The sequence below is a fragment of the Corynebacterium sp. c3Ub_189 genome, assembly GCF_039907195.1.
Lineage (GTDB): Bacteria > Actinomycetota > Actinomycetes > Mycobacteriales > Mycobacteriaceae > Corynebacterium.
The window spans coordinates 61,014-76,040 of record NZ_JASBOF010000014.1 but is presented as its reverse complement, the minus strand read 5'-3'; the positions used below and the strand labels follow the sequence as shown (position 1 = coordinate 76,040).

The window sequence follows — 15,027 nt, the reverse complement described above, 5'->3', positions numbered from 1 at the left end:
CACTGGGTCAACCGGGGCGAACTAAATTAAAAAGCGCTAACGCTCCTCAAAGCGGCGACGGAAGTTTTCCTCCAACTTGCCACTGACTCCACCACTGCGGGACGCGGATTTCTTTGCACGAGCGCTGGAATAATGGCCCTGGGCGGAATGCCCAGATCCATCTCCGCGCAGCATCCACACACCTGCGGCAAACATCACCAAAAAGCCCGCGATAGAAAGCACGATAAACCACAGGCTTTGCTGCGCGAGAGCAACACCGCCGACAAGCATGCAAAGGCCAACGACAACGAGCGCTACACCTCGGAGGGTTACCGCACCGCCGGATCCGCCGAACGACGTAGGCTCAGAAACGGAAGCGCCAAACTTAGGATCGTCAGCAAGTAACGATTCCTCAATTTCACGGAGCGTACGCTGCTCCTGCTCAGAAAGGGACACTGTTCCTCCAACTAGGGATTGAGCTTCGGGCGGTAATGGTTCTACCTATACTAACGCCCAGAATAATCAGTATGTTCCCCAAAAGGTAGTGAGCGCCCCCACGGAGTGACTACGCAGCAAAAGCGCCGAAAGTAGTCCCTGTCTCACTTTCATCCAAAAATTGTGCGGCATGCTGCATGAGACCATAAACATATTCCTCGCTCGGCGCTTCATCCAGCCCCGAAGACACGCGCGCACGAGTCCGCGAATATCCCTTAAAGGATTCAGCCCACCGTTTGCCTTCCACACCGACGAGCGCTAACCGATCCCATGCACTGGAGGGAAGGCGGCGGCGCCGAGCCACGACAGATGCAGCTACTCGTGCGCCAGCAGTACGTAAAGCCGATTGGTACGCCACCTCTAAAGCTTGATCGAATCGTCCCTCAGCCGCATAACCGCGCGCAGCGTCTAATAATTCTCGCGCCTGGAAGAGAAAACGTGCCCGCTTGCCACCTTCTCGCCCAAGAGAATGGGTACGCGTTGCCGAAATAATCTGTGCCATTGCCTCTGTCCTTAACTAAATAAATAACGTCGTTGAACTGCCCCTGACCCTAAGCAAGCCGCTAGACATTTCACCCCCGAGCATAGTTCACCTGTTCGATTTAAGCAACGTTAATAGCTGGCCACACGCTTTTTCCAGACTTCTTGTTCGATTCAATTTTGTGAATTTCGAAGAACATAGCGAGCCCTGCTTTCCCTCCGCCACAGACTTCTGGTGTCATAGGAAGAGTGAGCTTTGAAATTCGCCGCCTAACCCCGCCAGAATTCTCCCTGCTAGCCCCACAGTTGGTTGAGATTTACATCGAGGCAATGCACTACAATCCCGCAATCTTGCATAGCCGCATTTCAAGCTGGCGAAATGACGTGACCCGCCCCGGATTCGGCGCGCAGATTGTCACCCATGAAAATGGCATCGTCGGCGTGGCCTATGGGTTCTTAGGCTCCCCAGATAGCTGGTGGGACGCTGAACTTCGCCGCGGGCTCCGCCTACAAGGCGGGCCCACCGAAGAGCAGTGGGACATTGTGCGCAACTACTTTGAGCTGGCTGAGATCCACGTCTTGCCGCAGTACCAGGGGCACGGCCTAGGCAGAAAGCTTTTGGAAGGATTGCTGTGGAATGCCCCGGCGCGCTATGCGCTGTTGTCCACACCCGAGGTGCCGAACGAGGATAACGGTGCCTTCCGTCTTTATAGAGCCGTCGGCTTCTTCGATGTCCTCCGTGATCATCTCTACCCCGCCGATGCTCGCCCCTTTGCCATATTGGGCGCAAGCCTGCCGCTGTAAACCTCTGTTATTTCTTGCGCAGCCTAGCCGGTATCGTGTGGGGTGTGACTATGCAGAATATTCCTGAGCTTGCGGACATCCCCGGTGCGGTGCGCGAGGAACTCGCCACCTTTCTCGATCAACGCCGAGAGCAGGTGGCCGAAATCGGCGCCCCTGTGACCAAGGCCGTGAGCTTTTTGGAATCCTTCGTGCTTGACGGTGGCAAGCGAGTACGACCTACCTACGCCTGGGCGGGCTACCTCGCCGCAGGTCGAGGAGAAGAAGATCCCGCGGCCATGCTCCGCGCGGCCGCCTCTTTGGAATTTATCCAGGCCTGCGCCCTTATCCACGATGACATTATCGATGCTTCCAATACCCGTCGCGGCAATCCTACGGTGCACCGGGGCGTCGAAAAGCTGCACCGCGAATCGGAGTACCTAGGGGATCCAGAGTTCTTCGGCACCTCCGTGGCAATCTTGGTAGGCGATTTAGCACTGGTGTATGCAGAGGACATGTTCCAAGATTCCGGCCTGAGTGCGGCCGCTTTGCACCGTGCTCGCGGCCCCTGGCGCGGCATGCGCACTGAGGTTATCGGCGGGCAGCTCTTGGATATCTCTTTGGAGGCGGCAGGTTCCGAATCGGTAGAGCTTGCCAATTCGGTCAACCGTTATAAGACGGCCGCTTATACCATTGAACGCCCGCTGCACTTGGGCGCCGCTATCGCCGGTGCAAGCGAGGAACTTATCGCTGCCTTCCGCGGCTATGGGCACGATATTGGCATTGCCTACCAGTTGCGTGACGATCAGCTGGGTGTTTTTGGCGATCCCGCGGTGACCGGCAAACCTGCCGGTGATGACCTGCGCGAAGGCAAGCGAACCGAACTTCTAGCGCTAGCGCTCCAGCGCGCGGATGAGTCTGATCCACAAGCTGCTGCTACCTTGCGCAAGCTCATTGGCCGCACCTCAGATCCCCAGGAGCTATCGCGCTTGGCCCAGATCATCGCTGATTCGGGCGCACCAGAAGAAATTGAGCGCCGCATCGATTCCCTAACACAATCGGGACTGCAACACCTGCACTCCGCACAGGTAGATCCCGCGGTCACCGAAACCCTAGAGCAGTTGGCTATCAAGGCTACTGCTCGCCGCAAGTAGGTTGTGCCGTGGCAAAGACGTACTCTTTTCCCATTCCGCGCGCGCTGCCGCTAGGGCTATCTGCCTCCTGCATTTTACTGCTCGCGTCCTTCTCTGGCGGTGCCACCCGCAACCGTGGAGGACTCCTCGAAGCATTAAATATCGGCTTCTTGTCCTATGGACACGGGCGCAATCTCGGCCTCGCGCTGTACTGGGTGGGTATTTTCCTCTTAGCCGCAGCGTGGGTGCTAGCTGGGCGCACCATCATTCGCCCGCAGCTCAAAAATCCTCTCCCCGAGGGCGGCTTGCGCGACATCCAGCGCATCCTCATCGCCTGGGTAGCTCCCCTTTTATTAGCCGGGCCATTGGCCTCACGCGATGTGTATTCCTACCTCATGCAAGGTGCTATGGTTCGCGATGGCTTCGACCCGTATACCGAAGGTGCCGCCGTTAACCCCGGACCCTTCCTCCTTGAGGTATCTCAAGATTGGCGCAATACCACCACGCCTTATGGTCCCCTTCACCTGTGGATAGGAGAACTGGTCACCAGCCTGGTAGGCGATAACGTCACTGCAGGCGTGGTGATCTATAAGATTCTTTCTCTGCTCGGGTTTGTTACCATCGCCTGGTCAATCCCCCGCATCGCCCGCAAACTCGGCGCGGATCCTGCGGTAGCACTGTGGCTTGGTGTAGCTAATCCAGTCATTATCTTGCACCTTATCGGCGGCATGCATAATGAGTCACTCATGGTGGGGATCGTGTCTATCGGCCTGCTAGCGGCATTGCATAAGCGCTTCCACGCCGCCCTCATCCTCGTGGGCACGGCCGTGGCTATGAAGGCAACTGCGGTTATTGCGGCACCGTTTATCGTATGGATGATGCTCCACCACTACGCTCCCAAGGGCTCCAGTAAGTGGCGACAACTTGCTGTCTTTGTGCTATCTGGCATCGCCGCAGTGGCAGAAATCATCGCCGCAGTGGCCCTCATCACGTGGGTTTCCGGCACGTCGTGGGGCTGGCTATCGCAGGTAAGCGGCAATTCCAAGGTGATTAACCCGCTGGCAGGTCCCACCTTGGCCACCGATATTATCTTCCCAGCGGTACAAATATTTATGCCGGATGCGTCCTATAACGCCATCCTGGCCGTCCTGCGCAGCATCGCCATGGCTTGCATGCTCATTGGGCTGGTGGCGGTGTGGTGGCTTTGCCGCAAGGACAACCGCGACGCCATTATGGGCACCGCGGCCGCGTACCAAGTTGCCTTTGTTTTCAATGCCGTGACCCTGCCGTGGTACTACGCCTCAATCTTCACCCTGATGGGCACCTTCCGGCCGCCGCTCTGGCTTATCAAATTCACCACCGGCGTGGCCCTGTTTATCGGCGTCTCGTTCTCTGGCGATGGCAATCACCAGCTCTACAACTGGTTCTGGGTCATCGGCATGATTGTGGTGGCATGGTTTGCCACCCAGTGGATCTTTGAAGACGTGCCTAAAAAGCGGCAGCCTGCGCGCGCCGAATAACCTCGCGGGCAAGGTGACCGTGCAGGGCATCGATCGGGCGGCCCGGCAGCGAGTCATCCTCGGTAAAGAGATGCTTGAAGATTTCGTCGTCCTTATAGCCGCCGTCTGTCAACACGGTAATTGCCGCAGTTACGTGCTTGGCAATAACGCCCTTGTCGTTGAAGAAGGCTAGCGGCACGCGCTTTCCTTCTGGGGAATCCCAGGCAATAAACTTTCGGTCCTGCAGCAGGTCATAAGCGCGGGTGATGGGCAGGTCTAGCTTTTCTGCCACCTGCTGCATGCTGAGCAGTTCTTCGTTTGCGAGCAAGGAATCGAGGGATTTTTCTTGGTTAGTCACGTTCTCTACTTTAACGCGGGCTAGATGATCAGCCATACTGGGAAGCATGACTAGGTTGGAAATTGGTGACGTTCTGGAGAACCGTTACCGGATCGATCGCCCCATTGCCCGCGGTGGCATGTCTACCGTCTATCGCTGCGTGGACATGCGGCTGGGGCGAGCGGTCGCGGCCAAGGTCATGGACGAGCGCTATTCCGATGACCCGGTCTTTATCAAGCGTTTTTCTCGCGAGGCTCGCGCCATGGCCCGCCTGCAGCATCCCAATCTCGTAGCTATTCACGATTTTTCCGCTGACGGCGAGCCCATTTATCTCATCATGGAGCTCATCGATGGCGGTACGCTGCGCGAGCTATTGGCTGAGGGTGGCCCCTTTCCAGTGCAGGCGGCCGCCTCTACCCTGCGCAATGTTCTGCGCGGCTTGGAAGAGGTGCATTCAACCGGGCTCATCCACCGCGACATCAAGCCCGATAATGTGCTTATTACCTCCCACCACCGGGTAAAGGTGGGCGATTTTGGGCTGGTGCGTGCCACCAATGCCGAGGCTACCTCGGACATGATTGTGGGCACCGTGTCCTATCTCGCGCCGGAGCAGGTCACAGGCGAAGAAATTACACCGGCCTCGGACGTGTATTCAGCCGGCATTGTCCTCTTCGAGCTTCTTACCGGCACCGTTCCATTCTCGGGGGATACTCCCCTAGCGCATGCCACGGCCCGTTTGGATTCCGACGTCCCCGCGCCGTCCTCGCGGATTTCTGGGGTGCCCAAGCTTGTCGACGCCCTCGTGGCCACCGCCACTGCCCGCGACCCTCGCGAGCGCTTCGCCGACGCCGGAGAATTCCTCGAGGCGCTCGATGATGTTTGCCGAGAGCTCGATCTTCCGGACGTGACCATCCCCGTGCCAAGGAACGCTGCCGCGGCACGCACGGCACAAGCACCCACGGATTTTTCTGGCACTGGAGCCACGGAAATTTTCGAACCCACCCGCAGCATTCCACAGGGTGAAACGGAGCATCTCGACGGTGGCCCGACTGAAGTCATCCCACCGCAGCGCCTTAGCTTTGAGACGAAACTGGATTTGCCGCAGGCCGGGGCCGCTCCAGAACCGGAGCCGCAATCATTGTCACGCCCCCAGGCACAGCCGTATTCCGCGTCCGAGCCCCCACTCAAACCATTTGCGCCGGCAGCTGCCTCTGCGCCTGCACCGGTACCTGCTCCTGCCCCCGAGCAGCCGGTCCAGAGCGCGCATGAAGAACCCGCCGAGCGTCCGCTGACCAACCGCAATCCGCTGTCACTAGTGCTGTACTTAGTAGTGGTCGCGATTGCGGTGGGCGCAGTGGCTATCGGCGGGTGGTGGTTCGGCTCCTCGCTCTACGGCACGACGCCGCACCTGTGGATTTAGTTACGTAGCATCTCCGCGATAAGGAAGGAGAGCTCGAGCGACTGCTGCGTATTAAGGCGCGGATCCACGGCCGACTCGTAGCGGCCCGGCAGATCCACGTCGGTGATATCCTCGGCGCCGCCCAAGCACTCGGTGACGTCTTCACCGGTGAACTCAAGGTGTACGCCACCCGGGTGGGTACCCAGTTCGCGGTGAACCTCAAAGAAGCCTTGGACCTCATCCACGATCTTGTCAAAGTGGCGAGTCTTGTAGCCATTAGAAGCGGTGAAGGTATTGCCGTGCATCGGATCGGACTGCCATACCACCTTGTGGCCGGAGTCTTCCACTGCCTTGACAATGGCAGGCAGAACCGTGCGCACCTTATCGTGTCCCATGCGCGAAATCATGGTCAGGCGGCCTGGCTCGCGATTCGGGTCCAGCCTTTCCGCGTACTCCACGGCCTGCTCCGGGGTGACGCCCGGCCCCAGCTTGATGCCCACTGGGTTACCAATCATCGCCGCAAAGTTCACGTGGAAATCTTCGATGCCACGAGTGCGCTCACCAATCCATACCTGGTGTGCGGAGAGATCGTAGAGCTTGGTATCGCCGTTATTGTCCTGGCCCAAGCGCAGCATGGAGCGCTCGTAGTCCTTCAGCAATGCCTCGTGCGAGCAGTAGATATCGGCTGAACGCAGGGTGTCATCGTGCACGCCGCAGGCATTCATGAAGTTCAAACCGTTTTCGATCTCCCGGGCCAAGTCCTGGTAGCGAGCACCAGCGCGGGACTTGCGCACGAACTCGCGGTTCCACTCATGCAGGCGGTAAAGATCCGCAGTGCCGGAAGAGGTCAAAGAACGCACCAGGTTCATTGCCGCCGAAGAGTTCGCGTAAGCGCGGATCATTCGGGCCGGGTCGTGGCGACGAGCCTCATCGGTCGGCTCCACGCCATTGACAATGTCACCGCGGTAATTCAACAAACCATTGGAGTCCGTATCGGAAGAACGTGGCTTGGCGTACTGGCCGGCGATGCGTCCGAGTTTAACCACGGGCACGGATGCGCCGTAGGTCAACACCACGGCCATCTGCAGCAGCGTTTTCACATTGCCACGGATATGCGGCTCAGTATTGGACTCAAAGGTTTCCGCGCAATCGCCACCCTGCAGCAAAAATGCGTTACCCAAGGCAACGTCTGCCAGCTTCTTCTTGAGCGCCTCGATCTCGGGCGCAACCACGATGGGCGGCACGGACTCGAGAATCTTGCGCACGTTATCGGCCTGGGAAGTATCCCAGCTGGGCTGCTGCTTTGCGTCACGCTTGATGACGTCCTGGAAAACCTCTTCGATGCCGGCGGGCAATGGCGGGAGGTCTGGGAGAACGCCTTGCGGAATATCTACTGTCCAACTCACACTGCTATTTAACCATCAAGCGCCTATCGCGCGTTAGTTAAATTCTAGATATTAATTCTATTGCCTTTAGAGAGCGGAAGAACTTGGGCGCAGGCACGGAACTTGGCGAGGTTATGGCGGGCGTCGACAAGCGCATCGTGATTGCCCTTAGGGACAGCCGGCAGGCTGGGACGCCCCGCAAACTCCCAGTACTGCTTCAGCTCGCGGGTATAGCGGGGCATGCGTTTAGGCAGTCCAGCCATATCGCCCCACAGCTGCGCCAAAACCACATGATCATAAGCGCCCACCCACGCCCACAGCTCTACCGGGGTTGAGCTCTGGGTAAGAAACTCGAAGACCTCCGTGCGAATGGTCGCCAGAGGTTTCCATACTGGGTCCCGCGGGCTAGGCAGCTTGGCCAATACATTGTCTTTGACCCAAGAATTGGCCTTGGACGGATCGAAATCTGTAGACACGGCGTAGTACTCGCTGCCATTCTCACCGACGATGCCGATGGAGACCAATTCAATGGTTTGTCCATCTTCGATAAATTCGGTGTCATAGAAGTAGCGCACGTCTCCCAAGCCTACTGCCGCCTTGTCTGCCGCGATAAATTGGCCCCTTAAACAGACGGTTGTACACTTCTGGCGTGAAGAAATCTTTGTGGTTTACTGCTTTGCCCTTGTGCCTATCCGCCCTCGTGGCCCTTTGGTGGCTCATCGATATCCCGGCGCTTTTCTCCGGCAATTTCTCCACCTACTACCACATTGACCTCGATGTTTACCGCGAAGGCGGGGCCGGCTTTGGCAGCGACCTTTATGCCAAGGACTACCTCGTCGGCAGTCATCGCGATGTCTCTCTTCCCTTCACCTATCCGCCCTTTGCGGCGCTTCTTTTTGTCCCGCTGAGCTGGATTCCCCTCACCGCCGCGAGCATCCTCGTATCTGTCGCCTCCTTACTTGCCCTGTGGGTCTGCGTTGCCCTGGTCCTGCGCTCTCTTGGCTGCCCGGGCTGGGCAGGCTGGGCGCTTCTAGCGGCGATGCTTACTGAACCGATTACGGAGACCTTTAGCTTCGGGCAGGTCAACATCCTGCTCACCGCACTCGTCGTGATCGATATTCTCTGGCTGCGCCCCGGACGCGGCAGGGGCGTGCTCACCGGTATCGCCATGGCGATCAAGCTCACCCCTGCGGTATTCCTTGCCGTATTTTTCGTCCGCCGCGAATGGCGCGCCTTTTTCAGTGCCCTCGGTTCCTTTCTGGCAGCAGGGCTCATCGCCTTCGCCTGCAATCCACATAGCTCCATCCAGTACTGGAGCGAAACGCTGCGCGATTCCAACCGCATCGGTGGACTTGCCTATAGCTCCAACCAATCTCTGCGCGGTGTCTTTAGCCGCCTAGCCCCTGAACACGCTGAAAAACTGTGGCTCGTAACCGTTGTCCTCGTCGTTGCCATCGTATGGTTTGCCATGGCGCGCCTCTCCCACGAGAACCAGGCGGTACTCATGCTGCTGTCCGCTTCCGTATCGCTCCTGTGCTCGCCAGTGTCATGGTCGCATCACTTCACCTGGCTGGTATTGGCAGGCGTGCTGCTAGTGGCGCAGCACCACTGGGCACTCGCTGCGCTGACATGGCTGGCGCTTTTGGCCCGCGGTCATTGGCTTGTCCCCCATGCCAATGACCAAGAGCTGGACTGGGCATGGTGGCAGCACATTGTGGGCAATGACTACGCCATCGTTACCGCTCTGCTGGTTCTTTGCTCACTACCATTGGCTCTACGACGGGTCGGCGCTTATCAATCCGCGGCGGAACCAGCGTCCAGCCAAGGATAGGAACCTTTCCCAGGGCCCAGAGCGCTACCGATGCCGCAGCGGAGTAGAAGAAGCACATTCCGATCCAGAACCAGGTATTTTCCATCGGCCACTGGCCAGCAAGGCTCACCACATAGTCGCGGTGGGCCATGAAGAAGCCGTACCCCAGCGTCATGCCGATTGGGTGGGCCAAGTAAATGGGCAGGGTATGCCGGCCCACGAACTTTACAAAAGTGGACAGAGCCGGAACATGGCTAATAAGCACAGCACCAACGATGCCCGCTGGGGTTTCAAGCGTCTGCTCCGCAAAGCGGATCAACAGGTCTAGATCGCCTCGGCCAAGAATGTCCCCGCCTGGAAGTGGCCACTGCACCGCTACCTCGCCTTCGACGGCATTCCAGGTTTGCCGAATGGTAAGTCCCGCGATGTAGCTGATGATTGCCGCACCATATGCCCACAGAGAGCCCTTGCGGAAGGTGCCTTTAAAGGGTGCTTCGGCGGCGTCGGCAAACCGCGTAATAGGCCCGCGGAGATAAGCCGCACCGACGAAGATGGGCAAGAACATGATTGCCTTGCCAATAAAGTAGTAATGATGCTGCCACGCTATAAACAGCAGCGGCGCAAAGCTCAGGCCAATGCCTGCCCACGCGGGCAACTTGCGTACGGCCCACAAAAATATGTTGAAAAAGATGAGCGCGTGAATGAACCACGCCATGGTATGACCCAACAGCAGGTTATAGAGCAGATCCGTAAGCTGAAGATAGGGATCACCAAATACCCAGTGGTACTCGATGCGCTTAGTCCACAGCTCAACGGTCATCCACACCGTATAGGGCACGAGGAAAAACCACAGGCGGCGGGTAAAGAGCTCGCTGAATGAATAGCGGAAGATCTTGGTAGAGAAATAGCCGGATACGAGGAAAAACAAGGGCAGGCGGAGCGGGTCCAGCCACACGTTTAGGTCAGCCAACCACGTTAGCTCACCTTCCGGAACCACCAGCGTGACGTGCAAGAGCACAACGCCGATAATGGATACGCCTTTAGCGGTATCTGGCCAAGCTAAGCGGGCCTTGGGAATAGTGATTACCTCCCCTTGTATTCAGCGCCGGCGGGGTAACCATGGCCGGCCTTGAGCGAAGCCTTCACATCGGAGGCGTACACATCAACATAAGGCTTATCGCTCAGCTCGGCCAAATTGTGCATCACAAAATCCGTGAAGGCGCGAATAGTCTCATGCTCGGCCGGATTCATCCCGCGCTCCTTGGCCCACTCATGCGGCCAGATGGGGTCTCCTACCCGCACGCCAACCTTGAAAGGACGGGGAATCCACGAGCCAATGGGATTGGCTTTGCGCGAATTGATCATCGCGATGGGAAATACTGGCTGGTTAGTCTCCATGGCGATGCGCCCCATGCCGGTGCGGCCCTTGTACACACGGCCATCTGGGGAACGAGTTCCTTCCGGATAGATACCGAAGAGATCGCCGCGGGACAAAATGCCTTCTGCGGTTTCCACGATGGCATCGCCAGCGTCCTCGCTATCGCGCTCGATGGGGACCTGGCCTACCGAGGTAAAGAACCACTTTTGCAGGCTGCCAACAAGGCCAGGAGTGGTGAAGTATTCCGACTTAGCAGGAAAGGTGATCTGGCGCGGACACACCAAAGGAAAGAAGAAGGAATCCATAACCGCTTGGTGATTCGACACCAAGATCGCAGGCCCATCAGCGGGGATTTTCTCGATGCCCTCGCTCCACGGGCGATTCCATACTCGCAGGGCGGGTCCGAAGAAGATGTGCTTAAAAGCCCAGTACCACTTGTTTTTCATCGCCAGGTCGTCCTTTGTTAGTTTTAACGGCCGCTGCGGGCCAAATCGGCTACGCCAATCATACCCGCTGCCGACCCTAATTCTGCGGTGGCAACACGTGCGAGGGGGCGATGCCCTGCCCCGACAATGTCCTGTCCCATGGCTTGGGCAGCGCCCTCGAGGTACAAGTCCGCATCTTGAGATACGCCGCCTCCGAGCACAATAAGTTCCGGATCCAATACATCAGCGACAATGGATAGGCCCTGGCCCAGCCACCGGCTGAAGTCTTCCATCACCGCGACGGCAAGTGGATCTCCGCGCCGCGCCGCCTGGGTAATTTCCTTGCCTGTGGGATCAACCGGCAGCGAGGTCTCATAGCTTCCACGCAGATCAGCGCAGGTATCCGGCAACGCGGTACCGGAGGCATAACGTTCCAAGCAGCCGCGCTTACCGCAGGAGCACTGCCGACCATTAGGGACTACCACGATATGCCCAAATTCTGGGGCAGTACCAAACGCCCCGCGGTAAATAGTGTCATGCGTCATCAGCGTGGCGCCGATACCTGTTCCTACCGCAAAGAAAACCCAATCCTCCGCTCCACGGCCGGCGCCAAAGCACCACTCACCCCACGCGGCGGAATTGGCATCATGCTCCAAACGCACGTGCATACCGAGTTTATGCGAAAGCGATTCTCGGACGTTGGCGTGCCGCCAGGGAAGGTGCGGGGCGAAGCGCACTACCTCACACGTAGGATCCAAAAATCCCGCCAAGGCGAGGCCAACGGCGTCCACCTCATAGTCCGCGCGCAGCTCATCGACAATGCCCACAATATCCGCTTCCAGCTGCTCGACGTCCATGGAAGTGGGAACCGTGCGGCTCGCGAGAATCTCCCCCTCCCGAGTGATCACTCCGCCGCGCACGTTGGTGCCACCGACGTCGAAGCCGATAGTCAGATCGGCGGAGTTCTTCTTAAGCATGCATAACAGAATATACCGACAACCGGGTTAGGGTCACATCAAGACATCAGCTGCCGCAATCGCTGCCCCATAATCCGCCACGTCCAATTCTCTTCCACATGGCGACGCCCCGCCTGCCCCATGCGAAGTCTACGTTGCGGGTCGGCCAAAAGAGCTTTCAACGCTTCAGCTAGTTCCGGCACAGATCCGCCCTTGACGACGACTCCCGTCTCCCCCGTCACCGTCTCTGGTGCACCACCGGAGTCTCCGGCGACAACTGGCAAGCCGCACGCCTGCGCCTCCAAATAGACGATGCCCAAGCCCTCGACGTCTAGCCCTCCGCCACGGGTGCGTGCCGGCATGGCAAAAACATCCGCTGCGTGCAAAGCAGTCTCAATGCTTTCCGCTTCCTGAATCACTGAGTCTGGACAGTAGATTTCCGCCAATTGTTCTAAAGCCGCGCGGTAGCGTCCGCGCCCAATAAGTAGGAGCTGTGCATCCGGAAATTCTTCACGCACGAGAGGCATAGCGCGTAGAAGCTGATCCTGCCCCTTGCGTGGAACGAACCGCGAAATGCAGACGATGGTCGGCCCGCTGACTCCGAACTCTGCCTTTGCCGCTGCACGTTGCTCCGGCGTGGCTGGAGAAAGGCCCTCCACACTCACTCCGGAAGGCAGGTGCTCCCAGCACGGGTTCGGTCCAAATGGTCGACGCAACCGACGCAGGGTGTAGTCGGAGATATAGGTAATCACATCAGCATAGTCACCAATGCGGCGCAGGCACTGCCGAGCAAAGGGCACCATTGACCACCCCACTTCGTGCCCGTGCGTCGTAGCTACTACACGGGTTGCCCCCGCCTCTTTTGCGGCCTTGCCCATCAAAGCAAGGGGCGCGGCTGCACCAAACCAGACGATGTCAATATTTTCTGTGCGGATGATCTCCTGCATCCGACGAACCGTGGCAGGCGTCGGCAACATCACGCGGCGAGGCCAGCGGATGACCTTATAGTCCACCGCGGCATCGAATTCCGCCGGCGATTCCTGGGTAGAGGCGAAGACCACGACATCGCGCGGATTTAGGGTTGCTACGAAATCGCGCAGGTAAGACTGAATCCCGCCAATCTTGGGCGGGAAGTCATTAGTTACCAGCAGAACGCGGGCCACTTAGTACCGCGCCGTTCCGGTAATCGGCATGGACTTTAGCGGTACCACCTGAACAGGCACGCCATAGGTAGAGGCATGGACTACCTGGCCATTACCGATGTACATGCCCACGTGAGTTACTCCCGGGTAATAGCCCACGATATCGCCCGGCTGTAGGTCTTCCAGTGGTACCGACGTGCCACCGGCAATCTGCGCCTGCGATGTACGCGGAATGGACTTGCCAATCTGCTGATACGCCCAGAACATCAATCCAGAGCAGTCGAACTGATCGGGTCCAGCCGCACCCCAGCCATATGGGGCGCCCAGCTTCGACAAGGCAGCCGAGGCAGCACCATCAGCTACCTCACCCAGATCCATATCCGGCTTATCAGATCCGCCGAACTGGCCTTCCCAGGCTTCGCGTTGCTGTTCATCGAGAGCGTCCACCTGCTTCTCGATGTCCTTTTGCTGCTTTTCCAGCTCCTCTTTCTCCTTGAGAAGCTCTTCGCGCTGCTCTTCCAGCGCCTTCTTTTCCTCGCGCACCTTGGTAGCGGCGTCGGCAGCCTTATGCTTTTCCTCTTCTGCCATGGACGCGGCGTTAGCCTTCGCATCAAGGGTGCGCTGGGCCTGGCGAGACAGCGCCCCGAGGTAGCCCATGCGCTCTACGGCATCGGAAGGATCCTCCGCCGCCAAGGCCCCAGACACTGCCGAACGGGAGTCACCGCGGTAGCGCGACTGTGCGATGCCGTTGACACGGTCCTGCTGGGTGGAAACATCCCCCTTCGCATCGTCCGCCCGCTTTTGTGCCTCAGCGGCGGCCTGCTCGGATTCAGCAACCTCAGCCTGCTTCTCCTCAAGCTTGACCTCGAGCTCTTTTACTTCTTCGTTCTTGGCAGAAACTTTGCGCGCAACTTCTCCTACGCGCTCCACCAAGGCGTCTACATTTTCGGTGGCACTCTCCTGTTGTGGAGCGGCCTCCTGCGCAACAACCTGCGAAATCCCAGAAACCGATGTAACAGAAAGAGCCGCTGCAACTGCAGCTGCAGGAAGTACTCGTTTAGACACGTAAGGACCCTTAGACTAAGAAAGTTTTAAAAATCGTACTAACTATAGCGGGTTTTACCCCCTGATGCACGACAAAGCCCTCCCCGCGAAGGGGAGGGCAAGATCCGCTGCTTCTTAGAAGCGAACTGCGGAGTGAATCGGCATGTAGTTCAGGTCGCGCTCCTGAACCGGGACGCCGGAGTTAAGGGCATCGATGATGGTGCCGTGGCCGGTGTAGATACCAACGTGGGAAGCACCACCGTAGTAAGCGATGATGTCACCCGGCTGCAACTGATCCAGGGATACCGGGGTACCGGCGGCAGCCTGTGCCTGAGAGGTACGCGGGATCTGCTTGCCAGCCTGAGCGTATGCCCAGCTGGTCAGACCGGAGCAGTCAAAGGCGTTCGGGCCAGCGGCGCCGTATACGTACGGGGAGCCGATGACGGAGCGTGCTGCAGCCAGCGCCTTCTGGCCAACGGTCTGCTGTGCCGGAGCGGCCTGCTTGTGGCCAGCTGCTGCGTAGTTGGTGTTCTGCTGGTTAGAAACCTGCCCCAGGGACGGAACGTAGCGGTCAATGTTCGGAACCTGGTCAATGTTCGGGACGTTTTCCAGGCCTGCTACCTCAAAGCGGTAGTCGGTATTAGGTACGACGACCTCTGCTGCCTGTGCGACGCCCGGTGCGACGACTGCTGCGGTTGCAGCCAGTGCTGCAGTAGATGCGATGCGACGGGTGTTCTTAATGCCCTGACGACGGTGCTGTGCCATGAGTAAAACTCCAAATCTTC

16 protein-coding genes are annotated in these 15,027 nt (G+C 58.4%); 5 read left to right on the top strand and 11 right to left on the bottom strand.

Features of this window, described 5'->3' with window-relative positions:
• Positions 1 to 36: 36 nt before the first annotated feature.
• Entirely contained in the window at positions 37 to 435 is a 399-nt protein-coding gene (locus QKD99_RS08265) for a DUF3040 domain-containing protein (RefSeq protein ID WP_239278959.1), read from the bottom strand.
• A 109-nt stretch (positions 436 to 544) separates the two neighbouring features.
• Positions 545 to 976, bottom strand: a complete 432-nt coding sequence (locus QKD99_RS08260; RefSeq protein ID WP_239278961.1) for an SAV_6107 family HEPN domain-containing protein — start codon at positions 974 to 976, stop codon at positions 545 to 547.
• 227 nt (positions 977 to 1,203) lie between these two features.
• Here QKD99_RS08260 and QKD99_RS08255 point away from each other — a divergent pair, with 227 nt between their 5' ends.
• From QKD99_RS08255 to QKD99_RS08245, 3 genes are read left to right on the top strand one after another with little or no spacing between them, the layout of a single operon-like run.
• Positions 1,204 to 1,758: a GNAT family N-acetyltransferase gene (locus QKD99_RS08255; protein WP_239278962.1), complete on the top strand. Its 555-nt coding sequence runs from the start codon at positions 1,204 to 1,206 to the stop codon at positions 1,756 to 1,758.
• Between the two features lie 50 nt (positions 1,759 to 1,808).
• On the top strand, positions 1,809 to 2,888 hold the full coding sequence (locus tag QKD99_RS08250; RefSeq protein ID WP_239278979.1) for a polyprenyl synthetase family protein: 1,080 nt from the start codon (positions 1,809 to 1,811) through the stop codon (positions 2,886 to 2,888).
• A gap of 8 nt (positions 2,889 to 2,896) precedes the next feature.
• Entirely contained in the window at positions 2,897 to 4,387 is a 1,491-nt protein-coding gene (locus QKD99_RS08245) for an alpha-(1->6)-mannopyranosyltransferase A (RefSeq protein WP_284768527.1), read from the top strand.
• Here the strand turns inward: QKD99_RS08245 and QKD99_RS08240 are convergent.
• Positions 4,356 to 4,760: an Rv2175c family DNA-binding protein gene (locus QKD99_RS08240; RefSeq protein WP_080970387.1), complete on the bottom strand. Its 405-nt coding sequence runs from the start codon at positions 4,758 to 4,760 to the stop codon at positions 4,356 to 4,358. The two genes, QKD99_RS08245 and QKD99_RS08240, sit on opposite strands and share 32 nt — an antisense overlap.
• Before the next feature lie 10 nt (positions 4,761 to 4,770).
• Between QKD99_RS08240 and QKD99_RS08235 the strand changes: the two genes are divergently transcribed.
• A complete protein-coding gene (locus QKD99_RS08235) occupies positions 4,771 to 6,123 on the top strand; it encodes a protein kinase (protein ID WP_239278965.1) in 1,353 nt (450 codons plus the stop codon).
• Here the strand turns inward: QKD99_RS08235 and QKD99_RS08230 are convergent.
• Complete coding sequence (locus QKD99_RS08230; protein WP_225746712.1) at positions 6,120 to 7,508, bottom strand: 3-deoxy-7-phosphoheptulonate synthase class II; 1,389 nt, start codon at positions 7,506 to 7,508, stop codon at positions 6,120 to 6,122. The genes QKD99_RS08235 and QKD99_RS08230 overlap by 4 nt on opposite strands.
• Positions 7,509 to 7,552: 44 nt before the next feature.
• Complete coding sequence (locus QKD99_RS08225) at positions 7,553 to 8,062, bottom strand: polyadenylate-specific 3'-exoribonuclease AS (RefSeq protein WP_225746711.1); 510 nt, start codon at positions 8,060 to 8,062, stop codon at positions 7,553 to 7,555.
• A 74-nt stretch (positions 8,063 to 8,136) separates the two neighbouring features.
• Between QKD99_RS08225 and QKD99_RS08220 the strand changes: the two genes are divergently transcribed.
• Positions 8,137 to 9,318, top strand: coding sequence for a glycosyltransferase 87 family protein (locus QKD99_RS08220; protein WP_347951199.1), 1,182 nt, complete (start codon positions 8,137 to 8,139; stop codon positions 9,316 to 9,318).
• Here the strand turns inward: QKD99_RS08220 and QKD99_RS08215 are convergent.
• The 6 genes from QKD99_RS08215 to QKD99_RS08190 form a co-directional block, all read right to left on the bottom strand.
• On the bottom strand, positions 9,224 to 10,315 hold the full coding sequence (locus QKD99_RS08215; protein WP_284843755.1) for a hypothetical protein: 1,092 nt from the start codon (positions 10,313 to 10,315) through the stop codon (positions 9,224 to 9,226). The genes QKD99_RS08220 and QKD99_RS08215 overlap by 95 nt on opposite strands.
• A 65-nt stretch (positions 10,316 to 10,380) precedes the next feature.
• Entirely contained in the window at positions 10,381 to 11,121 is a 741-nt protein-coding gene (locus QKD99_RS08210; protein WP_347951198.1) for a lysophospholipid acyltransferase family protein, read from the bottom strand.
• 23 nt (positions 11,122 to 11,144) lie between these two features.
• Positions 11,145 to 12,077, bottom strand: a complete 933-nt coding sequence (locus QKD99_RS08205; RefSeq protein ID WP_347951197.1) for an ROK family protein — start codon at positions 12,075 to 12,077, stop codon at positions 11,145 to 11,147.
• Between the two features lie 38 nt (positions 12,078 to 12,115).
• Positions 12,116 to 13,219, bottom strand: coding sequence for a glycosyltransferase family 4 protein (locus QKD99_RS08200; RefSeq protein ID WP_347951196.1), 1,104 nt, complete (start codon positions 13,217 to 13,219; stop codon positions 12,116 to 12,118).
• Complete coding sequence (locus QKD99_RS08195; RefSeq protein ID WP_347951195.1) at positions 13,220 to 14,263, bottom strand: NlpC/P60 family protein; 1,044 nt, start codon at positions 14,261 to 14,263, stop codon at positions 13,220 to 13,222.
• Positions 14,264 to 14,377: 114 nt separating this feature from the next.
• On the bottom strand, positions 14,378 to 15,007 hold the full coding sequence (locus tag QKD99_RS08190) for a C40 family peptidase (RefSeq protein WP_284765747.1): 630 nt from the start codon (positions 15,005 to 15,007) through the stop codon (positions 14,378 to 14,380).
• Between the last annotated feature and the right edge of the window lie 20 nt (positions 15,008 to 15,027).

What these genes read in the sequence shown, in the direction of transcription:
- QKD99_RS08260 (WP_239278961.1), bottom strand. Translation starts at nt 976, where the DNA reads ATGGCACAGATTATTTCGGCAACGCGTACCCATTCTCTTGGGCGAGAA.
- QKD99_RS08250 (WP_239278979.1), top strand. Translation starts at nt 1,809, where the DNA reads ATGCAGAATATTCCTGAGCTTGCGGACATCCCCGGTGCGGTGCGCGAG.
- QKD99_RS08240 (WP_080970387.1), bottom strand. Translation starts at nt 4,760, where the DNA reads ATGGCTGATCATCTAGCCCGCGTTAAAGTAGAGAACGTGACTAACCAA.
- QKD99_RS08235 (WP_239278965.1), top strand. Translation starts at nt 4,771, where the DNA reads ATGACTAGGTTGGAAATTGGTGACGTTCTGGAGAACCGTTACCGGATC.
- QKD99_RS08210 (WP_347951198.1), bottom strand. Translation starts at nt 11,121, where the DNA reads ATGAAAAACAAGTGGTACTGGGCTTTTAAGCACATCTTCTTCGGACCC.
- QKD99_RS08205 (WP_347951197.1), bottom strand. Translation starts at nt 12,077, where the DNA reads ATGCTTAAGAAGAACTCCGCCGATCTGACTATCGGCTTCGACGTCGGT.
- QKD99_RS08190 (WP_284765747.1), bottom strand. Translation starts at nt 15,007, where the DNA reads ATGGCACAGCACCGTCGTCAGGGCATTAAGAACACCCGTCGCATCGCA.